The sequence below is a fragment of the Pseudodesulfovibrio nedwellii genome, from assembly GCF_027923765.1.
Classification (GTDB): domain Bacteria; phylum Desulfobacterota; class Desulfovibrionia; order Desulfovibrionales; family Desulfovibrionaceae; genus Pseudodesulfovibrio; species Pseudodesulfovibrio nedwellii.
The window spans coordinates 1,236,777-1,259,185 of record NZ_AP026709.1; the positions used below are offsets into that span (position 1 = coordinate 1,236,777).

24 protein-coding genes and 1 tRNA gene are annotated in these 22,409 nt (G+C 50.0%); 9 read left to right on the forward strand and 16 right to left on the reverse strand.

Going from position 1 to position 22,409, the window contains the following annotated elements:
- The first annotated feature begins 81 nt into the window (after positions 1-81).
- Positions 82-1,926, forward strand: coding sequence for a translational GTPase TypA (gene typA / locus SYK_RS05980; protein WP_281762681.1), 1,845 nt, complete (start codon positions 82-84; stop codon positions 1,924-1,926).
- A gap of 180 nt (positions 1,927-2,106) precedes the next feature.
- Here typA and SYK_RS05985 read toward each other — a convergent pair whose 3' ends face one another.
- Both SYK_RS05985 and SYK_RS05990 read right to left on the reverse strand, forming a co-directional pair.
- Positions 2,107-3,045 carry a DMT family transporter gene (locus SYK_RS05985; protein ID WP_281762682.1) on the reverse strand — a complete coding sequence of 313 codons (939 nt, stop codon included), beginning with the start codon at positions 3,043-3,045 and terminating at the stop codon, positions 2,107-2,109.
- Positions 3,046-3,055: 10 nt separating this feature from the next.
- On the reverse strand, positions 3,056-3,433 hold the full coding sequence (locus tag SYK_RS05990) for a YidH family protein (RefSeq protein ID WP_281762683.1): 378 nt from the start codon (positions 3,431-3,433) through the stop codon (positions 3,056-3,058).
- A 140-nt stretch (positions 3,434-3,573) separates the two neighbouring features.
- On the opposite strand from SYK_RS05990, the gene SYK_RS05995 reads away from it, so the two are divergent.
- Complete coding sequence (locus SYK_RS05995; RefSeq protein ID WP_281762684.1) at positions 3,574-4,500, forward strand: 4Fe-4S binding protein; 927 nt, start codon at positions 3,574-3,576, stop codon at positions 4,498-4,500.
- 60 nt (positions 4,501-4,560) lie between these two features.
- Here SYK_RS05995 and SYK_RS06000 read toward each other — a convergent pair whose 3' ends face one another.
- Positions 4,561-4,941, reverse strand: coding sequence for a pancreas/duodenum homeobox protein 1 (locus SYK_RS06000; protein WP_281762685.1), 381 nt, complete (start codon positions 4,939-4,941; stop codon positions 4,561-4,563).
- A gap of 97 nt (positions 4,942-5,038) precedes the next feature.
- Entirely contained in the window at positions 5,039-6,325 is a 1,287-nt protein-coding gene (locus tag SYK_RS06005) for a DUF401 family protein (RefSeq protein ID WP_281762686.1), read from the reverse strand.
- Between the two features lie 89 nt (positions 6,326-6,414).
- On the opposite strand from SYK_RS06005, the gene SYK_RS06010 reads away from it, so the two are divergent.
- Complete coding sequence (locus SYK_RS06010; RefSeq protein ID WP_281762687.1) at positions 6,415-6,960, forward strand: hypothetical protein; 546 nt, start codon at positions 6,415-6,417, stop codon at positions 6,958-6,960.
- An 85-nt stretch (positions 6,961-7,045) separates the two neighbouring features.
- On the opposite strand, the gene SYK_RS06015 is transcribed toward SYK_RS06010, so the two are convergent.
- Positions 7,046-7,576 carry a tetratricopeptide repeat protein gene (locus SYK_RS06015; RefSeq protein ID WP_281762688.1) on the reverse strand — a complete coding sequence of 177 codons (531 nt, stop codon included), beginning with the start codon at positions 7,574-7,576 and terminating at the stop codon, positions 7,046-7,048.
- A gap of 93 nt (positions 7,577-7,669) precedes the next feature.
- Here SYK_RS06015 and SYK_RS06020 point away from each other — a divergent pair, with 93 nt between their 5' ends.
- Genes SYK_RS06020 through SYK_RS06030 form a run of 3 tightly spaced genes read left to right on the forward strand, consistent with a single transcriptional unit; the run spans position 7,670 to position 11,467 of the window.
- Positions 7,670-9,421, forward strand: coding sequence for an aldehyde ferredoxin oxidoreductase family protein (locus tag SYK_RS06020; RefSeq protein WP_281762689.1), 1,752 nt, complete (start codon positions 7,670-7,672; stop codon positions 9,419-9,421).
- The gene (locus tag SYK_RS06025; RefSeq protein WP_281762690.1) at positions 9,418-10,581 is read left to right on the forward strand and encodes a class II aldolase/adducin family protein; all 1,164 of its coding nucleotides are present in this window, start codon (positions 9,418-9,420) and stop codon (positions 10,579-10,581) included. The genes SYK_RS06020 and SYK_RS06025 overlap by 4 nt, the downstream gene beginning before the upstream one ends.
- Entirely contained in the window at positions 10,574-11,467 is an 894-nt protein-coding gene (locus tag SYK_RS06030; protein WP_281762691.1) for a CPBP family intramembrane glutamic endopeptidase, read from the forward strand. Before SYK_RS06025 ends, SYK_RS06030 begins: the two co-directional genes overlap by 8 nt.
- Positions 11,468-11,712: 245 nt before the next feature.
- Here the strand turns inward: SYK_RS06030 and SYK_RS06035 are convergent, their stop codons facing one another.
- The 3 genes from SYK_RS06035 to ruvA form a co-directional block, all read right to left on the reverse strand.
- Positions 11,713-11,868, reverse strand: a complete 156-nt coding sequence (locus SYK_RS06035) for a rubredoxin (RefSeq protein WP_163810376.1) — start codon at positions 11,866-11,868, stop codon at positions 11,713-11,715.
- Positions 11,869-11,965: 97 nt separating this feature from the next.
- Positions 11,966-12,952: a Holliday junction branch migration DNA helicase RuvB gene (gene ruvB, locus SYK_RS06040; RefSeq protein WP_281762692.1), complete on the reverse strand. Its 987-nt coding sequence runs from the start codon at positions 12,950-12,952 to the stop codon at positions 11,966-11,968.
- Positions 12,949-13,563 (reverse strand): Holliday junction branch migration protein RuvA, encoded by a 615-nt coding sequence (gene ruvA, locus SYK_RS06045; RefSeq protein ID WP_281762693.1) that lies wholly within the window; start codon positions 13,561-13,563, stop codon positions 12,949-12,951. The genes ruvB and ruvA overlap by 4 nt, the downstream gene beginning before the upstream one ends.
- A gap of 158 nt (positions 13,564-13,721) precedes the next feature.
- Here ruvA and SYK_RS06050 point away from each other — a divergent pair, with 158 nt between their 5' ends.
- Complete coding sequence (locus SYK_RS06050) at positions 13,722-14,366, forward strand: hypothetical protein (protein WP_281762694.1); 645 nt, start codon at positions 13,722-13,724, stop codon at positions 14,364-14,366.
- A 71-nt stretch (positions 14,367-14,437) separates the two neighbouring features.
- Here the strand turns inward: SYK_RS06050 and ruvC are convergent, their stop codons facing one another.
- From ruvC to SYK_RS06065, 3 genes are read right to left on the reverse strand one after another with little or no spacing between them, the layout of a single operon-like run.
- On the reverse strand, positions 14,438-14,944 hold the full coding sequence (ruvC, locus tag SYK_RS06055) for a crossover junction endodeoxyribonuclease RuvC (RefSeq protein ID WP_281762695.1): 507 nt from the start codon (positions 14,942-14,944) through the stop codon (positions 14,438-14,440).
- Positions 14,945-14,946: 2 nt separating this feature from the next.
- A complete protein-coding gene (locus SYK_RS06060) occupies positions 14,947-15,690 on the reverse strand; it encodes a YebC/PmpR family DNA-binding transcriptional regulator (protein ID WP_281762696.1) in 744 nt (247 codons plus the stop codon).
- A gap of 53 nt (positions 15,691-15,743) precedes the next feature.
- Positions 15,744-16,343, reverse strand: a complete 600-nt coding sequence (locus tag SYK_RS06065) for an RlmE family RNA methyltransferase (protein ID WP_281762697.1) — start codon at positions 16,341-16,343, stop codon at positions 15,744-15,746.
- Between the two features lie 69 nt (positions 16,344-16,412).
- Here SYK_RS06065 and SYK_RS06070 point away from each other — a divergent pair, with 69 nt between their 5' ends.
- Both SYK_RS06070 and SYK_RS06075 read left to right on the forward strand, forming a co-directional pair.
- Entirely contained in the window at positions 16,413-17,933 is a 1,521-nt protein-coding gene (locus SYK_RS06070) for a glycosyltransferase family protein (protein WP_281762698.1), read from the forward strand.
- A 59-nt stretch (positions 17,934-17,992) separates the two neighbouring features.
- Positions 17,993-18,068 (forward strand) — tRNA-Ala (locus SYK_RS06075).
- 185 nt (positions 18,069-18,253) lie between these two features.
- Here the strand turns inward: SYK_RS06075 and SYK_RS06080 are convergent.
- The 5 genes from SYK_RS06080 to SYK_RS06100 are packed head-to-tail and all read right to left on the reverse strand — an operon-like array spanning position 18,254 to position 22,359.
- The gene (locus tag SYK_RS06080) at positions 18,254-18,436 is read right to left on the reverse strand and encodes a hypothetical protein (protein WP_281762699.1); all 183 of its coding nucleotides are present in this window, start codon (positions 18,434-18,436) and stop codon (positions 18,254-18,256) included.
- 14 nt (positions 18,437-18,450) lie between these two features.
- On the reverse strand, positions 18,451-18,786 hold the full coding sequence (locus SYK_RS06085; RefSeq protein ID WP_281762700.1) for a hypothetical protein: 336 nt from the start codon (positions 18,784-18,786) through the stop codon (positions 18,451-18,453).
- Between the two features lie 23 nt (positions 18,787-18,809).
- Entirely contained in the window at positions 18,810-20,399 is a 1,590-nt protein-coding gene (locus tag SYK_RS06090; protein ID WP_281762701.1) for a hypothetical protein, read from the reverse strand.
- A 5-nt stretch (positions 20,400-20,404) separates the two neighbouring features.
- A complete protein-coding gene (locus tag SYK_RS06095) occupies positions 20,405-21,373 on the reverse strand; it encodes a DUF3150 domain-containing protein (protein WP_281762702.1) in 969 nt (322 codons plus the stop codon).
- A 2-nt stretch (positions 21,374-21,375) separates the two neighbouring features.
- Positions 21,376-22,359 (reverse strand): AAA family ATPase, encoded by a 984-nt coding sequence (locus SYK_RS06100; protein WP_281762703.1) that lies wholly within the window; start codon positions 22,357-22,359, stop codon positions 21,376-21,378.
- Positions 22,360-22,409 lie beyond the last annotated feature (50 nt).

The following is a 22,409-nucleotide window of genomic DNA, read 5'->3' on the forward strand; positions in this document are numbered from 1 at the left end:
AATATATCCTTGCCAGAGCCATCCAATTCGGGTACCCCCAGCCTGCGCTTCAAGCGCCCATTACATATTATTGGAGAGACAATGAGCAACACAGTACAGAACACCGAGCTTCGCAATATCGCCATCATAGCCCACGTTGACCACGGCAAAACCACCTTGGTGGATGCCATGTTCAAACAGTCGGGCCTCTTCCGCGAAGGCCAGAACGTGGATGAACGAATCATGGATTCCATGGACCTGGAACGCGAGCGCGGCATCACCATCGCCGCCAAGAACTGCTCGGTTTGCTGGAAGGAAACGAAGATCAATATCATCGACACCCCCGGCCATGCCGACTTTGGTGGCGAGGTTGAACGTTCCCTGTCCATGGCCGACGGCGCCATCCTGTTGGTTGACGCATCCGAAGGCCCGCTGCCCCAGACCCGCTTCGTCTTGAAGAAAGCACTGGAACAGGGTCTTTCCCTCATGGTTGTTATCAACAAGGTTGACCGCCAGGACGCCCGCCCCGACGAAGTACTTGACGAAATTTATGACCTGTTCATCGATCTGGATGCCAACGAAGACCAACTGGACTTCCCGCTGCTTTATGCCATTGGCCGTGACGGCATCGCCATGAAGACCGCAGAAGAACGCGGAGAAAACCTGCACATCCTGCTGGACATGATCGTGGACAAGGTCCCTGGCCCGTCCCACAACCCGGATGAGCCTTTCCAGATGCTCGTCTCCGACCTTTCCTATTCCGACTATCTGGGTCGCCTTGCCATCGGCAAGATCCATCATGGTATAGCCCAGTCCAACGACCAACTCATCTGCCTGGCCGACAACGACAAGGTTCTTCCGCTCAAGGTCACCAAACTGCAGACCTATGATGGACTGAAAGTTGTCCCCACCGAAGTCTGCTCTCCCGGTGACATTGTTGTTGTCGCGGGTATTGAAGACGTTCATATCGGTGATACCATCTGCACCAAAGAATCTCCCAAGGCACTGCCTCGCATCACTGTTGATGAACCTACCGTATCCATGCGGTTCGGCATCAACACTTCTCCGCTGGCAGGCAAGGAAGGCAAGCACGTTCAGACCAACAAGATCAAGGAACGCCTTCACAAGGAAACCTTGCTCAATGTAGCCATTCAGGTAGAAGACTCCGAAAACCGCGACGCATATCTGGTCAAGGGACGCGGTGAATTCCAAATGGCCATTCTGGTCGAACAGATGCGCCGTGAAGGTTTTGAGCTGTCTGTAGGCCGTCCTGAGGTCATCATCAAGGAAGAAAACGGCAAGAAGATGGAGCCCATCGAACACCTGTTCGTGGACTGCGACGAAGATTTCATGGGTATCGTCACCGAGAAAATTCAGACACGCAAAGGCCGCATGACCAACATGGTCAACAACGGCACTGGCCGCGTCCGCCTCGAATTCTCCGTGCCTTCCCGCGCTCTCATCGGCTACCGCGACGAATTCCTGACCGATACCAAGGGTACCGGCATGATGAATTCCTATCTTGAAGGATACGGCGAACATCGCGGCGAGTTCAGCTCCCGCTACACTGGCTCTCTGGTAGCTGACCGTGCAGGCAAAGGCGTTGCCTACGGTCTGTTCAACCTGGAACCGCGTGGCCGCATCTTCATCGTTCCCGGCGACCCCATCTACGAAGGAATGATCATCGGCGAGCACAATCGCGACAATGACATCAATGTCAACGCGAGCAAGGAAAAGAAGCTCACCAACATGCGCGCATCCGGTAAAGATGAAGCGGTTATCCTCACCCCGGTCAAGCCCATGACCCTGGAATACGCCCTGAACTTTATCAAGGACGACGAACAGGTCGAGGTCACTCCCATCTCTATCCGACTCAGGAAGTTGGAATTGTCCGCTCTGGTTCGCCACCGCGAAGAAGGCAAAAAGAAAAAGCCTAAAGAACAGTAACTCGCATCAAACAATACACACATCAAAGGGAAGTCCAAACGGGCTTCCCTTTTTTATTGCGCACTGTCCCTCTTCATCACCACAATGACGATTCATACATATGACAACACAATGAAACATGCATGTGCCTCCATATATATTCGACAAAAAACCACTTTTTTTATGGGAAAATAGGATTAGCTATTGCCTGCTTTGAAAAGTCACGTAGAGCATCAGCCCAACCATGGTCAAAGCTATTCCACCCCACCCCAAGATACCGGGCATGACGTGCCCCAAAAGTATCGCTTCTCCTGCCAGAGAAAATACAACCTCCATTGACTGAGTGCAATCAGCGGCAGCGAGTTCCGCGGTACTACGGGCATGATGTCGTGCGTAAAGGAAAAGTGAAGTGGCGATAACACCGGAACACGCTGCGACAATGGCTGTCTGCATAACCTGCCCAGCGGACGGAGGCGGTGGCGTGGTAACCGCGATAAGTATCACCCAGAGCGGTAAAGACCCGAGGGTCAACAAAAGCACACGGCAAAACGGATCATCCATGACCGGATGATCAATGGACGGCACGAATGATTTCTCGCCCTTGCGTGCTTCCCAGACCAACTGGTTGCCAAATGGATAGGCAAAGGCCGCTACCAGCACAGGCAATGCGCCCCACAGTACCTCACGCAAACCAGTGGCTGAGGCCTGTTCCAGATTCACTAGAATCACACCTATGAATATAATTACCGTCAGAGCCAATGCTTTGAGTGGCACCTTGCGACCAAAGGCCAACAGGACCAATGGGGTTGCGAGAATAGTAGTCTGCCACGTGGCGGCCACGACCCAGCCCGGAGCAAAGACGGAACTAAAGGTAATGAGCGCATAAAAAACACCGAAACCGACAGAGCCGGCCACAGTCCAAAATATCCAATGCCGAAAAAAAATTTTGATCGCATCAAGCCCGAGTCGAGCCTTACCCATAATTACAAGCCAAACACCAAGAATCGCCAGCATCCAAAAATAACGCAGACTTGCAGACCAAACCCAATGACCACCCTCAAGAGACATGGCCCGATTAAATACAAAAGTAGAGCTGAAAAAAAAGGCCGCTATGACCCCGATGAATATAATTCGAAACATGCGACGTTATTTACCAAAAGACATACAGGAGAGCGCCACAAAGAATAAAACCGAACAGCACAACTTCCGGGAAAACATACAGTCCTCCCCCGGAAAATCCGATTTCCTTTTCCAATTGATAATACCGCCATCCGGCGAATAGCATCAATAATGGACCGCCAATAAAAGCGAGTTTGCCGAGCACTCCCAAGTCGGAAAGCACAGCCTCGGCCACGGCGCTATGCCCAGACGCGAGGAAAACATCAACTTTCTCCAGCAGGAAACCAAAAGTCATGAAGGCAAGTGATGTCCGACACCACGCGAGAAAGGTGCGTTTGTTGGCAAGTCGGGTTCTATTCTTGGCAAGCCTGTTGCGCTCACGGGCTAATTCCATCTGTTCATCGTTCATAATGCTCCCGTTAATATGCTAATCTGAACGATCTCTAGCAAAAAAATACTGAAAAGTCGCGCCCCACCATGTTGACTTTGTTTGGCAGGTCGGTAAAATTAATAGACTACTCGTTGCACATTCAACAATCCAAATTTGCCATGAAAATACCCTTCGTCAAGCAGTCGACCATTGATTACTACCAAAGCTGTCGAAAGCAGGGGGTATCCCTGTTCGATTTCATTCACGGATATGTCTATGGACGCTGGTGTTACAATTACATCGGTCTAGCCGGAGACAAAGAGCCATGGTGGCGGTATCTCTGGGCGCCACTGATCCTTATCATCAACAAGCACACGCCCCTTTTATCAAACGATAAAAATCGGACTGGCGACTCTAACCAGCAAAAAGCGACATGGGGTGACTCCTATCACGGTAAACCTTTGCCGCTGGATGAAGCCGTCAAAATGGTCAAGATAAACCGTGCAGTGAACACCGAAGTTTCAGAGCAAGTGCTCCCGTATACCCGCGCCCGAGACATAGTACTCAACAATCCGGAAAAAATTGTTCTGTTGGATTGCCCCTGTCGATCCGGCATGAAAAACCCATGCACGCCCATCGACGTCTGCATCCTCATCGGTGACCCGTTTGCCACTTTCATGCTGGAACACCATCCGGACAAGACCCGCCAAATCACGGCGGATGAAGCCGTCCGAATCATTAAAGCGGAACAGGCTCGCGGCCATGTCTCTCACGCCTTTTTCAAAGATGTCATGCTCGGTAGATTCTACGCCATCTGCAACTGTTGTTCATGTTGCTGCGGGGCCATGAAGGCCCAGAGTCACGGCCTGAACATGCTCTGTTCATCCGGTTATCTAGCTGAAGTCAACGCAGACAATTGCGTCCGATGCGGTCTGTGCGCCGAGAAATGCCAATTCAAAGCTATTGGCTTCAATAAGGAGTCCGCCTTTATTCGCGAAGACAAATGCATGGGATGCGGCGTCTGTGTGCAGGTGTGTTCCAAGGATGCACTTTCGCTCAGATTGGCTCCGGAAAAGGGCACTCCCCTTCTCGTAGACTCCATCTAATAAACAAAAAAAGGCTCAGGGAATATTTCCCCGAGCCGTTTTTACGTACACTCCAACAGCTTATTCAGGCCGGATATTCAACGGGATGACATGCAGTTCCCGCGAAAGTTCTCGCGTTGCACCAAACTTCCAAACAGCAGTTTTTTTACCGACAGCATTGGCTACGGCATCCGCAACACCCTGCACATTAATAATAGGGTGCCGGGCAAAAACTTCAGGCAAGCCATAAGTCAGGTTACACGCCAGACACTTACCAGGACGCTGAAGAAGTCTCATCTCGAAATTGAGACAGGAGTCACCATCCCCAACATACGCAAGCGCAATATCGTAACTCCCCTCTTGCGCATCCCCAAACAGTGCCTCGAAAAACGCATCCGCCCGTTCTTCGGGAAAAATTGTCAGCAACAGGTCGTCAGTAAAGATTTCACCGTACTGGCTCATTCATTGTCCCCCTCGTACATGGTTGAGATAATCCACTTTGAAGAGATGCTGTTTACAAAAAAAAAGTCTATTCAGCAAGCCTCGGTCTGTAATCTACTTATTTCAGCACTGCGAACAGAGCCACACCCGAAGCAAAAAAGATAAAACATGGCCATACGAGCTTTCTCCATGTACGAGCCAAATCACACTGGAAATATTCACAAGTCAGTATAAAACAGATATGAATTGGCGAAATCATGACTCCGGTAAACCCGGAAAAAGTCCCCAGTACAATATATCGAATGGTCTGATCTTGCATACCAAGAGACTCAAGCACACCAAGCAGAAGCGGAAAAGTTGCACCAACAAAAGCCACATTGATGCCTGCGACTAACCCCACAAGAAATGGTAAAAACACAGCAGACGCAAACAGTGCAGCCTCACCACCGGCCACACGGGCCATTTCACTGACCACACCAGCAGCCTGCATAATGTCCTTGAAAATAAAAATCGCGACAATAACAAAAACCATAGACCAAAGACTCTTCTTGGTCAGCACTTCTCGGAAAAACGGGAGTCCCAACTGTGTATTCTGCAACAACACACACAGCACAGCGGAAGCCAAAGCCACAACCACACCCAACTCAAAAGGAATAGCGGGAAAAAATGTAGCAATAATACTCTCAAGCCCAATAGCACCACCAATGGCGGTCAAGAGCGGTAACCCCTCCTTGAAAGCCGCCTTCTTGCTCCGTTTAGTGGGCAAATTTTCTACAACCAGTTCACTCGCATTAAGGACTCCAGGCCGCAGGAAGAACCACCACCCTGCAAGCAGCATGATAGGGGTTCCTGGCCAAGTGTAGGAAATAAGATCCAATATCTGGATATCAGCCAACCCAAGTGTCAGGATAATACCGGGATATAACGGCCAGACCAATTCCCACACATGTCGAAACCAATAATTGACCACGGCTCGATCAGAATTGCTGATTCGCATGTCTTCAGACACTGTTTTAACCATGGGAGCGGAAAAGACAGCCCCGCCAGGCATAGGCAGCAACCCGATAAGGGCTGGAAAAAAGATAAGCCGCAATCTTGGACTTGTCAGGAATCCAGACAATGCGCTCATGAGTCGTTTGGACTGTCCAGACCGTTCCATTGCATCGGAAAGAATAAGAATCAGCCCGACAATAGCTATGAGAAAATGGAACTTTTCCTGAGTCAGGGCCATGACGCTCGCTTTGGCAAGTGGGACAGGCGCGAGTCCAAACATGAACCCCATAACAGCCCCACCCATAAGAATGGACAGACCGAGACCGACTTTAAACCGCATACCAGCCAGCATGATAACAAAAGCGAACAGGACCTTGAGAAATGGTGCAAGTGTGGTAATGAGAGATTCCATGGAGAGTATCCTTAGGGAACTTTATTTCTATTATGGGGAATTTGCATACGCCGATTTGACGTGAAAGAAAATGGATTTCTCCTAGCCCCTTGCCCGTCGAAGGACATTACGATACATTCCGATTTACCGAAAAGATTGAAGAACAGTGGAGATTTTCCGAAATGAGCATGACGCCCAAGCAGATACGAGAACATATTTTTGCCATCATCATCAATAAGGTGGAAGAACAGGACGAAAACAAACGTCTTGAAGCGCTGAACGAATTCATGGCCGTGACTGGAACGTCTGGCAACGCTTCCGAAAAAGTAGCCAGCCTCATTCCACCTATCATGCACGATCTCTATGAAAAATGGATCATCATGTTCATTGACCGGCTTTTGGAAACCGTAGATGCCAAAAACATTGAGTTGCTCTGTGACGGTTGTGAAAACAACAATGCCGCGCTGATACTCGCTTACATCATGTTTTTGGAATCCGAGCGTATGGAAAAACAGATCGATAAGGATCTAACAGAACATGGCCTGACCGCATCCGGCAACGAAGATCTCGGAGATGTCGCAGCCAACTACATCCGCGCCCAGATGACCAAGATAGCCCAACAAGCGAGCGACGATAAAATCAAAGGGCACTGTTAATTATAGCCCAATATCAAAGACCAATCAAAAGCCCCGTCCTGCAACAGGATTGGGGCTTTATTTTTTTTAATCAAATAGCTTCATATCAGCCAACAGCGTCGCCAGCATCCTTGATCGCCGCTTCCACGGCCTCGGCAATGACTTCGGGTGGATCAGTAACACCCGTTTCCAACAAACCAAGTTGCAAGTTTAACTCACGTTGAACCACCACGGCCTTGATGTTGAAATATTGTGTCCAAAGCCCCGGAGCCTTTTCCGGTTTCCCGAGCCTAACCAACGTTAATCCCAGATATAAAAACGCATCTTGATATGAACGGTCGATACGTAAAGCACGCTCAAACTCCACTTTGGCTTGGCGATATTTACCAATCTTGTACTGACAGACTCCCAGCCGGTAGCGCACGTCAGCATCATTCTGATCTGACTTGAGGCATTCCTTATATTTATCACGCGCTGCCTCAAACTCTCCGTCCACGTAGAGACCGTTGGCCTCCTTGATCGACTCCACACACTCTGCGGTGGATGCCACAAGCTGATCCGGGTCCTCGTTCTTGAAACGACGAACCGCTCCAAACAAAAAGTTACGACGAGCTTTATCTATTTTTTTTTCGGCCATGTATCCTCCGGCGATCAAGAATACCCATTTAACCTGTGGGGTCAAGGCGCTCAACCGGTTGCCTTTTCAGGCGGTTCATGGAATCTTCAAATCATGAAAGAATGCTTCGGCTGGACAGGCACAGTCCTGCTTATTGATCTGACCACCAAAGAGGTCACCCTTGATCACCCGGACCCCGCGATATACCGCAAATACATTGGCGGGAGAGGACTGGCTGGACACTACCTCTCGCCGCATGCAACACGGGAATGGGCCGACCCAACCCTACCGATCCTCATATTTACCGGCCCCTTGACCGGCACGCTTGCCCCCACCTCCGGGCGTGGCACCATCATGTCCCGCTCCCCTTTAACAGGAGCCATATGTGACACCTCGGTCGGTGGCAGGCTCGCCACTCAGCTTAAATACGCCGGATACGACGGACTGATTATCACCGGAAAAAGCGACACGCCTTGTGGCATCGAAATTCTGGATAGCGAAGTCCAAATTACACCATCAAATCTCCATGGTGCGACATCAAATGAAGTCTTCACACACCTTGAATCATCCATACTGACAGGAGCTTCCGTGGCCTGTATTGGTCCGGCAGCTGAGAATGGCTCTCGTCTCGCTTCCATCATGGTTGACAGGCACCACTCAGCTGGCAGAGGCGGACTCGGCCTTATATGGGCTGAAAAAAACCTCAAATATCTCATGGTAAAAGGCACTGGGGAAACCCATGTGCACGATATGGACGCCCTCAAGGAAACACGAGAAGACATCTTCCGGCTCACTGCGGCATCCCCGGTCCTCATGGGACAACATGGATTTTCTTGCTGGGGCACTGGTTCTCTCTTCGACCTCATGGACTCCCGAAGCATGATGCCCACTGACAATTTTCAAAAAACGCGCTTTCCCAATGCCCACCAGCTCAATGCCGCCGCGTACAAAAAAAAGTTCGTCTCCCAAAAGCACGGCTGCAGCGGTTGTCACATCTTGTGTAAAAAAATCGCACAGGATGGACGACCCATACCTGAATATGAAGCCATGGCCCACTTTACTGCCCTTATCGGCAACCACAATATAGACTTGGTTCTCGATGCCAACGACGTGTGCAATCAACTCGGTATGGACCCCATTTCCGTCGGTTCGACCCTTGCCTGCCATCGCGAAATCACCGGGCAGGAGTACACCCAAAAATCGTTAATGAATGCTCTGCATAAAATGGCTCAAGGCGACGACCTCGGACACGGTTCTTTTTTCTTTGCCAATACGTGCGGTCGATCGGAAACATCCATGTCCGTCAAAGGAATGGACCTCCCAGCTTATGACCCACGCGGAGCCTACGGTATGGCCCTAGCCTATGCCACTAGCACACGAGGAGGATGTCATCTACGGGCTTATCCCCTCAGCCACGAGGTCTTGCGTAAACCCGTTGCCACCGACCGATTTTCATTCAGCGGCAAAGCTCGCATTATCAAAATAGCTGAAGACATCAATGCGATCGTGGATTCTCTGACAGCATGTAGATTTACCTTTCTCGCGGCCAGTCTGGAAGAATACACCAAGGCTTTCATAGCTGTTACTGGCGTACAGATATCAGGGCAGGACCTGTTGGAAACCGGAGAGCGCATCTATTACAATGAAAGGATTATGAACGCTGCCAATGGATTCTCGGCCAGTGACGATGACCTCCCAGCCCGTTTTTTTACTGAGCCGGGCACTTCCGGTGGTGGCGTAGATATCCCCCCTCTTGACCGCACAGAATTTCTCGCGGCACGGGCCAATTACTATCGAGTTCGAAAGTTGGATGAGAACGGCAACCCCACCCCTGAAATCACAAAACGACTTGGACTGGATCAATGAAACGCCTGTGCGATAAATACGCCACAAAGCTGGTGACCCAAGGTCTGGCCGCACCCAATGATCCCATCATAGGCGGCCTTGATGCCGAGTTAGTGTGGAATAGACCTGATCCGCGTATTGAAGAATTCACCAAGCTGTTCGACGTATTGTCCATCAATTCGCTGGTCTTTTCAAAACCAGCAGAACCGTATGCAACCATCCTCGATTTCCTGGCCGGGCGCACTAAATCGGCCATCCGTCCTGAAGACACCGAGACTCGCACATTTCTACACGACATCCCGATTTGTCGAGAATTTACGGCTTCGGCCATGGAAGTCAATCTCAAGAAACGCAAGGCTGTCATTATTCCCGGCGAAGGCATTATCTCCTGCGGCACGGTCAGCCCTGAACAAGGATTTGTTTTCTACTCGTCCACCATATTCGCCTGTTTCGTACTCTTTTTTTCAGACTACCTGAACAAGTTACGCAACAAGACTCTCGACGATGAATACCGCGAAATATTTCAGCGTGTTGTAAAGAATCTGCCACAACCACACACTACATTACCTCAGCAAGTATCCGGTCCTTTTACCGATGAGGATACGGTTCTCGCGGCCATGGCTGAAAGCGGACGTCATGTGGTCGGGTATGGATTGGTCGACTCCTTTTTCGGCAACATATCCTACAAGCTTAATGGCACCGTCTACATTTCACAGACGGGGAGTTCTCTAGAAGAACTTGAAGGCTGCATCGACCCATGTCCTATGGATGGAAGTGCAACCACTGGCCTGACAGCTTCTTCGGAACTCTCGGCACACGAAGACGTATACCGTCGTTCTAATTACCGCTGCATCCTCCACGGCCACCCTAAATTTTCCGTCATTATGTCCATGTATTGTGACAAACAAGACTGTCCAAACCGAGGGAAATGTCACATAAAATGTACTGAGTGTCGTACTGTAGAAGGTATCCCAATCGTTCCCGGTGAAGTTGGAACTGGTCCCACAGGACTCTGCAACACACTGCCACCTGCCATAGCTTCATCAGGCTCGGCAATTGTCCATGGACACGGACTGTTCACAGCCGGTTTAAATGATTTTAACAAAGCCTTTGAAAGACTACTCGACATTGAAAACCAATGCCGAAAGCACTATTTTAACATGGTAAAATCCTATGAATAACCAGAGAGAGTCACTGCAAATCAAACCTCTTTTGTTGTTCATAGCACTCACTTTCGGAGCCACTTGGGCTGTGGAATTCTTTCTTATCTCAAACGGCATGCGCTTCGACAGCCTGACAGGCATGTCCAGTCCAGCGCTCTGGCTCATGGCAGTCATGTGGATCCCGGGCGCATCAGCTCTGCTGGTCACTGCATTTGTCGAAAAGAAAAATTTTGCAGATCTACGCGACTTCCTAGGTCTGCGTCTGGGGACATCACTGGGTGCGTATTTTTTGACTATCCTTCTCGTTCCCACGCTTTTCGCTGGAATATATCTGCTCTCTTGGGGACTCGGATTCGGTGATTTCAATCCGCAAATTCCCGGCGTCGAAACAGGCGAAACAAATCTGGAAAGCGTCCTGCAAGTCATGCTTCCCATGTCTATTGTTCTAGGACCATTCATCAATCTCATTTTCGGATTAGGCGAAGAAATCGGCTGGCGTGGCTTTATGTTACCGCGCCTCATACCTCTGGGTAAACCCTTGGCATACTCGCTGCTCGGCATCCTCTGGGGGATATGGCATGCCCCGCTAATTCTGGCCGGATTCAATTACCCCGGCTACCCTGTGGGCGGCATAGTCATGATGTGCATCCTCTGCTTCGCGTTCGGACTATTCCTCAATGAAATGACCCTGCATTACGACTCGTCAATTCTGGCTGGATTCATCCACGGAGCAGTCAATGCTCAAGGCTATGGCGTCTGGCTATTGCTCTTCCCCGACGTTCATCCGCTTCTCGGCGGCTCAGTCGGTTTAACTGGAATAATTGTCTGGTTGATTACAGGATTACTTTGCTCGATCATTTTGAAACGACTCGCCCCTCCTCTCTCCACCCCCCAACCGAACTAATTTTTTTTCCTGTCTTTTCCCAAAAGTAAAGCCCCCGATAAATCGGGGGCTTCTGCTCGATGCGTTCGTAGGGAGGTTGCCGAAATACGGGCCTCTACCAAAGGATAAAGTTTGATTGAAGGTTGCCTGGAAACACTTTCCGATTCAAAGAATCACAAGGTTTGTAGGGCGTTACCTGAAAACACTCCTTTGACTGATTTAACCATACGCTATTGGCGTCTGATTGCAAGAGGCTTTATTCGGTTTTACAGTTTTTCGAAGTATTCCTTTTCAGCGCCACATTCGGGGCAAGTCCAATCATCAGGCAAATCTTCGAACTTTGTGCCAATGGCAATATTGTTCTCAGCGTCACCTTCAGCCGGATCATACACATAGCCACAAGGGCATTCCCACTTATCCATGATTGATACCTCCATGGTATTGCTAGTTGTGTACATGGTAGCAGAAAAAGCAGTCGTTTCAAGCTCTTTATTGGGAACCAGTATTATTTATAACACTCTAAAGGAGTGGCAATTGATCATCTTCCATACGCATCTTGAGATGTTGGTATGCCTTTGCCGTAGCCACGCGACCACGTGGGGTACGCTTCAAAAAACCGCACTGAATGAGATACGGCTCATAAATATCCTCGATGGTACGTACTTCCTCGGCGCAAGCTGCGGCAATAGTTTTGAGACCAACCGGACCGCCGTTGAAATTCTCCACCATAAGCGAAAGAATCTTACGATCCATGTTGTCCAATCCATACTGATCAACATCCAGTCGTTCCAAAGAAGATTCGGCTTGCTCTTTGGTAACAATGCCATCGCCATGTACCAAGGCATAATCACGGACCCGCCGAAGCAATCTGTTGGCGATACGCGGAGTGCCACGAGCTCGGCGCCCGATAGCCAAGGCTCCTTCAGGATCTACTTTCACGTCAATAATAGTCGCAGACCGTTCAACGATCCGTCCCAGTTCTTCGGGACTATAAAATTCTATACGGAAAATGCAGCCGAAACGGTCTCGTAAGGGAGAAGTAAGCAAACCGAGTCGCGTGGTCGCACCAACCAAAGTAAAAGGCTCAAGATCAAGCTTGACCGTGCGAGCACCGGGACCGGAGCCGATAACCAGATCAATCTGAAAATCCTCCATGGCCGGATACAGCACTTCCTCAACCGTGGCGGGCATACGATGAATTTCATCGATAAACAAAATATCCCCACGCTCCAAATTGGTCAGAATAGCCGCCAAATCACCGGACCGCTCAATAACGGGACCGGAGGTAGACACCATATTCACGCCCAATTCACTCGCCATGATACGTGCCAGTGTCGTCTTGCCCAACCCGGGATTGCCGTAAAAAAGGGTATGATCCAAGGAGCGTTCTCGCTCTCGAGCCGCCTTGATGAAGACGTCGAGATTACTACGCAAGTCCTGCTGCCCGATAAATTCACCAAGGCTTCTGGGCCGAACGTTTTCCTCTGGGAGTGTACACTTGCTCATGAGCGTGCCGCGTTGATTTTCTTAAGCACTGCACGGATACCACCGGCAGCGTCGAGGTCGGGTTCTTCGTCAAAAACATCAATGATCATAGGACGAACTTCATCTTCAGCGTATCCCAGCCCTTTCAGTCCGGCAAGCGTATCAAGGTATTCGCCCTGCGGTCCTTGCGGTGTGGAAGAGATGGTCGCGCCGGTAGTAGGCTTGAGCTTGGCGACCTTATCCTTGAGATTCCACAAAATCTGCTTGGCAGATTTCGGACCTATACCCGGCACTGTGGACAGCATAGTCACATCTTCCCGGAAAGCAATCTCGCGCAGATGGTCAGCGTCAAACATGGACAAAATGGCCATGGCTTTTTTCGGCCCCAGCTTGTCGATGGAAATAAGTGTGCGGAACAGATCCAAATCGTCGGCGGTCAGAAACCCAAACAGATCAATGGCTTTCTCTGCTACCTGAGTGTGGATGAAGATTTCTATGTCTCCCCCCTTCCCAGGCAATTTGGCAATGACCGACGTAGGCGCGGCCACTTCATACCCAACACCTCCGGGTGTCAAAACGACCAGTCCCTTTTCGTTGGCGGACAACACTGTTCCCTGCAAATATCCGATCATGAAAATCCTCCGTTGCAGGTATGTAGCGCATTCACGCACGCAATTCAAAGAGAATACACGGCTGAATAATGCCCGGTTCTCCCAATTATCATGGAAAAAGACCGCATGCCTTGTCATAGTATGTTATGAAGAATTATTTAAAACCATGAGGGAACGCCATGAAACACAGAATCATTATCGCCTGCATGTTCACCATGCTTGCCATACCAATAAATACGGCTCTGGCCCAAGGTGAACCGATCTTCACTCAAGAGGAGCTTATAGGCTTGGTTGGCGAAGCCGTTGTTCAAGAAACAACAGAGGCCTCGGATGAAGTTCGCAAGGCAAAGGAAATCCTTGATGCTATGCGCAAAGAAGGCACTGTTGCCGAACAGCAACAAGCTCAGACAAACGTTGAAAATGCTGAAAAAAAATTCACGAAAGCCCAAGGGAAACTCGATGAAGCCCGAGTGGACGCCTTCGCCAGAGAAAGCGGGAAATCCCCTGCCGACATTCAAGCCATGCGTGATTCCGGCATGGGCTGGGGGCGCATAGCCAAAGAAACGAACGTTCATCCCTCGACCAGCGGCAAAGGGAAGGGGAAAACGAAAAACAAAGGAAAAGGGAAAGGGAAAAATTCTGGCAACTCGACATACGCTGATTCCGATGACGATATGGATGAAAACGAAACCACAACTTATGAGACTGACACGAACAACCAAAATGACGAGGAACTGGACGAAGCATCCCAAAATCAAACTCAGGGCAAAGACAAAAGCAAGGGAAAAAGCAATAAGTCCAAAGGAAAGGATAAAAAGAAATAAGCCGCTTACACTTCACAAGAAAGGCTCACCCCATTCGAGGTGAGCCTTTCTTGTAATAAAAATCCAACCGACTACAGACCAATCAGCTTACGCATACGCCGTTCGTTCAAATGACATATGGCAATAGCGAGGGCGTCGGACGCATCTTCGGGCCAATCAGGTTTTTTCTCGCCAAGCGTATTCGCGACCATAAAAGCGACCTGCGACTTGGGAGCATTACCCACTCCCACAAGATTCTTCTTGACCTTGGTAGGTTCATATTCCCCCATCGGAATGCCGTTTGTGGCGCAGGCTGCCATGCAAGCACCCCTCGCCTGCCCCAGTTTCAGGGCGGACGAGGGGTTCTTGGATACAAACACATTTTCGATGGCGGCCTCTGCCGGTGCAAACTTTTCGATAAGCTCTTGAAGCCTGTCAAAAATCACACCCAGCCGAACGGCCATATCTTTTTTGACCGGTGTACGAATAGTGCCGGTCTCCACCAGTTCGACCTGCCCGGATATTTCCCGGACGATACCGTAACCTGTAACCCGTGTTCCGGGGTCCAAGCCAAGGACGATCAAACCTTTATCGCTCATACTTACTCTTCGTCGAACAATTCGTCCGGGAAGTCAGCATTGAGGTAAACTTTCTGAGTATCATCGTTGTCTTCCAAAGCTTCAAACAAGGTCATAACTTTCTTGCCGTTGGAAACATCCACTGGCACGAGATTTTCCGGGACCTGATCCACTTCGGCGGACTGGTATTCCATGCTTGCGTCCACAAAAGCCTGCTGAACGGCCATAAAATCACCGGGTTCCGTCTGCACAGTGAAAGTATCACCATCATCGATGATATCTTCGGCACCGGCTTCCAGACCGACTTCCATCAAATCATCTTCAGTGTATTTTTCCTTGTCAAAAACAATGACGCCCTTCTTGTTGAACATGTACGATACGGCACCGGCCTCAGCCATGTTGCCGCCGTGCTTGGTGAAGGCGTGGCGAATTTCAGCCACGATACGATTCTTATTGTCAGTAGCCACTTCAACCATCATGGCAACGCCACCGGGGCCATACCCTTCGTACAGGATCTCCATGATATCGCCACCGGCCAGTTCGCCGGTACCTTTCTTGATGGCGTTCTCAATCTTATCTTTGGGCAGATTCACTTCCTTGGCCTTCTGAATGGCCAAACGCAAAGTGGAGTTATCCTCTGGATTACCGCCACCGGCCTTGGCAGCCAGGATGATATCTTTGGCTGCTTTGGTGAAAAATTTCGCGCGCTTAGCGTCCTGACGACCTTTGCGATGCTGAATATTTGCCCATTTACTGTGTCCGGCCATGTTTCCTCCTGAATATTCTCAACAAATTCTTTTTCTATTGCAGACCGAATAGCTTACTCTTCTATTCCCCGAAAGCCAAGCGCGACAATAAATATTTCCTTACTTTCAGCGCGAGAACTATGAGGTTTGAAATTCTTTATCTTGCCAAAATGCGGCCTGATTTCATTCCGATAATCATTTATCTCGCCACCTTCAAAAATCTTGACCGCGAAGTTGCCGCCTTTCTTGAGGTATTTTCTCGCAACCTCAAAAGCGCGTTGGCACAATTCCAAAGAATTTGCCTGATCCGCGAACTTGATTCCGGTTGTCTTTGGCGCCATGTCACTGATAATGACATCGAACGGCGCAAGCGGCTCTATGGCTTCCAACAGTTCCGGCGAATCCGAAAAAACATCGGCCTGTAAAAAAGTGATATTATCCGCAAAGGAATGTTTGGTGGACTGAAGGTCCACGCTGAGCACACGACCCTGCTTACCCACTTTTTCCCCGGCAAACTGTGTCCAGGAACCAGGGGCTGCACCAAGATCGAGCACGGTCTGTCCCGGCTTAAAGATATGGAACCGTTTATCCATCTCTTTAAGCTTGTAGACCGAGCGGGCGGCGTAATTTTCCTTTTTGGCTCGTTTGAAGTACTTATCCTGATATTGTTTCATGGCAACGCTCCTTAAGTCCGGCGTGGAGCGATTCCTAGCCGAATACGCCGAAAAAGCCAAGTGAACCCTGTGCCTCGACCCCGTTATCAGACCATAATCGATGAAATCGGCATGAAAAAGTCCATGCCCACGTCCAAAGAACAATTTGAATGGTACGTCAATGACGGTCCTGAAGATTGTCCGATTGTTTTTCTTGGGCTTGGCCCTGAACCGGACAAGATTCCAAAATGGTTTGGTTTATCAGACACAGACACGCTGTATTTTGTGGAATGTCAGGACTTCGTAGACCAGACCGACAACAACTGGAATGGAGCCATACCTGACAATTTTACCCGTATCGCCGCCGATGTATTTACCGCCGAGATCGCAGCAAACTCGCATGTAATCCGATACCTGCCCGTCCAAAGAGCATTTCCGTCCTTCTATGGGCCACTTACGGCGCGGTTACTCCTGTGCAAATCATCATTCCCCGCCCCGTCAAAAATTGTTTGGCTTCCAATCACAGAGGACGATCTGCTCGGCAAAGAATTAGGCATTGCTTTCGAAGAAGCCGGATACACCGTCAAATTCATTGATCATGAAGCCTTGGGAAAACACCCCGGAGCTGTACTGCCAGAACTGCTTGAAGATGGGACGCCTAATCTTTTCTTTTCCATAAACTTCAAAGGAATCGATCATTTCGGCCTCTGCAGCCACATTCTCCATGAAGCAGGCGTTCAGGTCGCGGTCTGGATGGTAGATAATCCATTTAACGTACTTCCTACCGTCAAATCTGATTATTGGAAAAACATCAAGTTATTCGTCACGGATCACAGTTTTATCGGTCCGCTCATCGAAACTGGCGCTCGTTGGGTGACACACCTGCCTCTCGCCGCCAGCCCACACTTTTTCGAAAACACCGGCCAACTCCCCGACCATGCTCATGGCATTGAGGACGCCCTTGTCTTCGTTGGCCGCTCAGCATTCCCGGACAAAGAAAAATTTTTTGCAGGAATCAGCGTAAATCCCGCCCTCCTCACCACGATTCACGAAGCCGACGAAGCACACCGTTTCGACTATTTGTGGTGGCGCGAACAGATGAAAGACGTACAGCTCTGGCCCGGCAATCAGGTTCGTCAAATCGGTGCAGGGACAGAACTAACCAGCTCAAGATGGAAAAGCGACTGCCTGCACGCTGCCGGAGACATCACCATCTTCGGCGATGATGGGTGGAAAATCCTTGAGAACGCGGACGTACGCCCGGTAGTCGACTACTACGCACACCTCCCCGCCATCTATCGCACAGCTCCAGTCACACTCAACGTCACCGGCATGCAACTCCCGGCGGGCCTGACTCAGCGCCATTTCGACGTCTGGTGCGCAGGCGGCTTCCTGATCTCGGACACCAACCCCGGCCTACAAATCTTCCCGAAAGAACTGGTCGAACAAGTAACCTATACTCACCCGAACGAAATACGCGATCTATTCCTTCGCTACCGCGAAGAAACAGAGACCAAACGCAACCTCCGCCAAGCATGGCGCGAATGCATCCTGCACGACCATACCTATCGTAATCGAGTCGACACCATACTCACAGCCCTGAATTTGTAACCCACCCGCATAAAAGGGTTGTTTCGCCTTTCGAAAAGGAGTAACAATCCATCCCCAACGGGGACGTAACTCAGCTGGGAGAGTGCTACCTTCGCAAGGTAGAAGTCGGGAGTTCAAATCTCCTCGTCTCCACCAAAAAATAATTATCCTTTCAGCATATTAGCTGAGAGGATTTTTGCTTTTGTTCATTTTGTACAACTCCTGTACAACTTTTTCAATCAGCACTCACCGTTAGCAAATAGACAATCTCGATACTTTTGATGTTTTTTTCGATACAAAAAAAAGAACCGATAACTCTAGCTACGGTTCTTTTTTATAAGTTAACGCACGATCAACCTTCCATCGTCATCCCCTTCTTCTTCGATTTCATCCTCCAGTTCATCCACCTCGTCCTCATCATATTCCACAGAACGAGGTCTTCCATCCTCATCCAGAGCGTAAACGCCAGTTACAGCAAGGATGCCAACGGCTACTCCACCAATGAATGTCCAAAAGTCTCGCATAGATTTCTCCTATTTTAGATTTCAAAAACAGCACCACACCGATTGCAGCGGCACTCGCAAATGACATGACGATCGACGTGTTCGCCAACCTGATTGCCGACAGCAGCTCCGGTGAAAAATCCGGTAATTGCTCCGACCAGACTTCCACCAATGGCACCTACGACTGTTCCAACGACTGGAACAACGGAACCAATTGCAGCACCAGCAGCGGCTCCTGCGGATGCGCCTGTGTATCCAGCGGCTGCACCGATGGTTCCACCGACAGCTGTTCCAACTTTTTGGCCGGTATTAGCTAACACGACATGAGCCGAACTTTCACAATTCGGGCACACAAGAGTCTCTTCACTCATATTTCCCTCGGGATTATTTGTAGTTATTTGAGCAGCGCACTACGAAGCATTTCAAACATGGCTGGTGCCAGTTCAGGCAAATCATTGATAGTGCGGCTGTGGTTAGGAAGAAGTTTGGTGATGGCTTCAGACATGATGCCCAAGCCGTAAATCTCGACACCGAAACGTTTACCTTCTTCAATAGCATTGAAAGCCACGTTGAAGGAATCTGGATCTCCGTCGGTCAAGATCAAGACGATCTTTCTGGACTCAGAAAGCGGTACAACTTGCTGCAAAGTCCACCAAAGCGATTCACCAAGAGGTGTACAGCCTGTAGCACTTATAGCGAAGTTAGAATGTACCCGCTCGCCATGTCCTAAAAGAGAACAGACTGTCGGTCCGTTATTGTTTTCGTTACCACCATCAACCGAAGTTCCTGCAGGAAAAGCAGTCACGCCAACGTTAATGCCGTCGATAGCATTCAGAGCCGTGGCAACTGCATGGCAAACCTGCGTGGTCAGCTTGATGCGCCTACGCATTGAGCCTGAGCAATCCAGAAGGATGTGGACGGCAGTATTGATGCCCACCTGTTGCCCGGCCCTTTTGAAAACGCGAGCATCTGCTACCGACAACCGGTGTAGTTGTCTTGAGTCCAGGCGCCCATGACGACCAACCTTACTTCGCGTCAGCACGGACGATTGCAGCAAGCCTTGAAGCTGCGTCCGTAAGGCAGTCGATGCCTTCCTCGCTATGGCTGCGTCTTCTGATGGGATTGGTTTCGTGGCCTTGGTTCCGAGTTGGGCAACCCGCAGGACTTCACCAATATCCTTCGGCGTCTCCTTGCGTAGATTGTCCGCCAACACTTTGCCGAGATCAGTAGGCAAATCGGTTTCATCTGCATCAATCAACTTCTGCAGTTGTTGGCCTGAATCGGTAAAAACAGCGTCTGAAGGGTGTCCACCAGGGGCACCCTTTTTAGCCGCCTTTTCCGATCTCGACCCCCCATTTTCAGGGGGCAAAACAGCCGTTTGTTCCTTAAGGATAGAAACGACCTCTCTTGCGTACAAAATGCAATCTTGGGTCGAATCGCAATATGCATGAACCTTGTGAAGGACATGATTCAGCTGATCAATCAAACCTGGATAATGAGCCTCAACAAGTTTTCCGACTTCATCTCGTTGACTATTCAGCGAAGAAACGTCCCAAGCACGAACCGACAACAACAGCCAATTCAGGATTGCCATGGCTGGGTCAGAATTTTGCTCAGCGTCATTGCTGAACAGATGCTGAATCAACCAGTTGAAGTTTTGCCTACAACCTGGAAACAACCGGGCCAGCTTATGCTCAACCCGCCAATCCTCGAAGGCGTTCCAGACATGCATCTCAAGCGGTGTCAGATTCGCAAGACGCAACCAATCGAAGCGAGTTTCTCGGATATGGGCTGCTTCGTGATCGATATAGCCTCTGGCCAAACCGATGAGTGTTTCATCGCAATCCAGCGGGAGTGCAGGCAGATGGATAGTGTTCCCATCCGTATACGCGCCCTTGCCACCAATGATGACTTTTACACCGTATTTCCGTCCAAGAACGGAGGCCACCATGGGCAGTGATTTCATGAGAAGTTGGTTCTTCATGCTGATCACCACAACCCATGGCTGTCGATCAAATGCTGCTGCACAGGCTCAGGGATATAATCGGCTTTAACCGCAGCCTTCCCTTCTTGTAAGGGAGGAATCGTATCCGCAACCAGTCCAGTCAGAATGTCGGTTGTATCCTGTCCGCTCAGAATCTTCTGACCATGGGCTACCATTGTCGCAGGATCACGAAGCATCGAAACGACGCCCTGAAGCATAACCAATGCGCTTCCATGGATGTATCCACGTGAAGGCATCCGATTGAACGCCGCATCCAAGAGGTCCATGATTGGCACAACTCGCGGTTCGACAAAACTCAACCCCGACAGCTTGGTGTGGATGGAGCGTAAGGGAGACAAGGCTTTGTGTGTCACCTTATCCTTACCTTCAAAGCATCGATGCCAGGTATCCGTTGCCGCCTTAGCCACTTCACCGAACAGCGTGCTACCCAATCCATTTACTTCGTCCTGCAACCCTTGGTGTACGGCATTATCTACAGGCGGCAGCAGTTTAAACAGTTGCCATTTGAAGCCGATACGACTGCGCACGTAATCCGCACTGACTGTAGAACTGCCGATCAAATTTTCCCAACCTGGATGCTGAACGATCCAATCTCGTACTGCTTCGTCATATCGATTGAGGAACTGTTCTTTTGCAGCCAAGAAGTCATCACGAATCGCGGTCAGTTCCGACACGATGTCATCAGCACTGTCTTCAGGAATCGCCCAGCCACCAAGGAAGCGGACTCCAGTTCTGTCCAGCAAATTGACGGCACGAGCCTTGAGTGTACCGAAGATACGCAATTCCTGTGGGTTGCAAATCTTCTTACTGCCAAGCGAAGCAAGCTCTTCTGGAGGTAAATCAACACCACCGAAGTCAGCCGGTGTCAGTTTCTTCCGAGCCGTCCAGATGTTTACGTCCAGGTTCAGGGCCATCAAATTGTCCAGCACAGTGATATCCGTATGGGTATCCATAATTACTCCTTGGTTTCTTGTGGGAATAAACGTTGCGCCAGTTCGTGCAGAACGGTCCGGGTTTCGGGACTGGCACGATAGCCAAGAGCACGATCAAGCGCGTAGGTCACAGGTTGGATGCCTTGTCTAGCCAATGGTTGAAAGCGAACAGTCAGATCAGCCCAACGGATCAGGGTACGAGTCGAGAACGTGACTTCGATGGTCTCGCGATAATTGCCGTCGGCTTCTCCCATAAAGAGCTTACGGACCTCGTTGGCGTAGTCCACCATCTTGGTCCGCACGTCTTTGGGAAGATTTCCGGCCTTACGATGCAACAACTCCCGTTCCGCCTTCGGGCTCGGGTAGCCGATCTCGCAGAGCCAAAAGCGATCCATGAAAGCCAAGTTCTGACGAAGCGTCCCCTGGTAGAGACCGGTCTCATCAGTCCCGCCATTGGTGTTGGCCGTGGCTGCAAATCGAAACAACGGATGCGGCTTAATGACTTCGCTACCATTCTCAGGGATGCACAGCGGATCGCCATCCAGGATACCGTTCAAACCCGCAGCGGTTGCCGGATCAAGCAGATCGATCTCATTGAGCAGGAAAAGCCCGCCGAATTTCATCGCCAGCGCAAGCGGTCCGTACTGGAAGCTCATATTGGAATCCTCTACAGTCAGATGTCCGACCATATCCGGGAATTCCAACCGTCCATGACCAGTAATGTCAAAGACAGGATAGTTGAGCTTAGCCGCAAGCTGCTTGATAAGGCTTGTTTTACCCGAACCGGCAGGCCCGAAGACGTACAACGGATCAGACGAATCCATAAACCAGACCACGGCGTCACGACTGGAGTCATGAAACAGGTATGCAGGATTAATGTCAGGGGTGAATGAAGACGGTGATTCAAAGCCATGCACTTTACGCTTGGACTTCCTTCCGCTGAAGATTTCACCTGCGTCATGTTCGATAGTTTGCAAATCTCGCAGTTCCTTGATGATTTCACTCATGCTTTTCTCCTTTGAAAAAGCAGAAGCCCACACCTTGTAAGGCGTGGGCT

Bases quoted from the DNA above. Each gene is read 5' to 3' on its own strand.
- typA (WP_281762681.1), top strand. From the start codon at position 82: ATGAGCAACACAGTACAGAACACCGAGCTTCGCAATATCGCCATCATA.
- SYK_RS05985 (WP_281762682.1), bottom strand. From the start codon at position 3,045: ATGTTTCGAATTATATTCATCGGGGTCATAGCGGCCTTTTTTTTCAGC.
- SYK_RS05990 (WP_281762683.1), bottom strand. From the start codon at position 3,433: ATGAACGATGAACAGATGGAATTAGCCCGTGAGCGCAACAGGCTTGCC.
- SYK_RS05995 (WP_281762684.1), top strand. From the start codon at position 3,574: ATGAAAATACCCTTCGTCAAGCAGTCGACCATTGATTACTACCAAAGC.
- SYK_RS06000 (WP_281762685.1), bottom strand. From the start codon at position 4,941: ATGAGCCAGTACGGTGAAATCTTTACTGACGACCTGTTGCTGACAATT.
- SYK_RS06005 (WP_281762686.1), bottom strand. From the start codon at position 6,325: ATGGAATCTCTCATTACCACACTTGCACCATTTCTCAAGGTCCTGTTC.
- SYK_RS06015 (WP_281762688.1), bottom strand. From the start codon at position 7,576: ATGGCCGAAAAAAAAATAGATAAAGCTCGTCGTAACTTTTTGTTTGGA.
- SYK_RS06020 (WP_281762689.1), top strand. From the start codon at position 7,670: ATGAAAGAATGCTTCGGCTGGACAGGCACAGTCCTGCTTATTGATCTG.
- SYK_RS06025 (WP_281762690.1), top strand. From the start codon at position 9,418: ATGAAACGCCTGTGCGATAAATACGCCACAAAGCTGGTGACCCAAGGT.
- SYK_RS06030 (WP_281762691.1), top strand. From the start codon at position 10,574: ATGAATAACCAGAGAGAGTCACTGCAAATCAAACCTCTTTTGTTGTTC.
- SYK_RS06035 (WP_163810376.1), bottom strand. From the start codon at position 11,868: ATGGATAAGTGGGAATGCCCTTGTGGCTATGTGTATGATCCGGCTGAA.
- ruvB (WP_281762692.1), bottom strand. From the start codon at position 12,952: ATGAGCAAGTGTACACTCCCAGAGGAAAACGTTCGGCCCAGAAGCCTT.
- ruvA (WP_281762693.1), bottom strand. From the start codon at position 13,563: ATGATCGGATATTTGCAGGGAACAGTGTTGTCCGCCAACGAAAAGGGA.
- SYK_RS06050 (WP_281762694.1), top strand. From the start codon at position 13,722: ATGAAACACAGAATCATTATCGCCTGCATGTTCACCATGCTTGCCATA.
- ruvC (WP_281762695.1), bottom strand. From the start codon at position 14,944: ATGAGCGATAAAGGTTTGATCGTCCTTGGCTTGGACCCCGGAACACGG.
- SYK_RS06060 (WP_281762696.1), bottom strand. From the start codon at position 15,690: ATGGCCGGACACAGTAAATGGGCAAATATTCAGCATCGCAAAGGTCGT.
- SYK_RS06065 (WP_281762697.1), bottom strand. From the start codon at position 16,343: ATGAAACAATATCAGGATAAGTACTTCAAACGAGCCAAAAAGGAAAAT.
- SYK_RS06080 (WP_281762699.1), bottom strand. From the start codon at position 18,436: ATGCGAGACTTTTGGACATTCATTGGTGGAGTAGCCGTTGGCATCCTT.
- SYK_RS06085 (WP_281762700.1), bottom strand. From the start codon at position 18,786: ATGAGTGAAGAGACTCTTGTGTGCCCGAATTGTGAAAGTTCGGCTCAT.
- SYK_RS06090 (WP_281762701.1), bottom strand. From the start codon at position 20,399: ATGAAGAACCAACTTCTCATGAAATCACTGCCCATGGTGGCCTCCGTT.
- SYK_RS06095 (WP_281762702.1), bottom strand. From the start codon at position 21,373: ATGGATACCCATACGGATATCACTGTGCTGGACAATTTGATGGCCCTG.
- SYK_RS06100 (WP_281762703.1), bottom strand. From the start codon at position 22,359: ATGAGTGAAATCATCAAGGAACTGCGAGATTTGCAAACTATCGAACAT.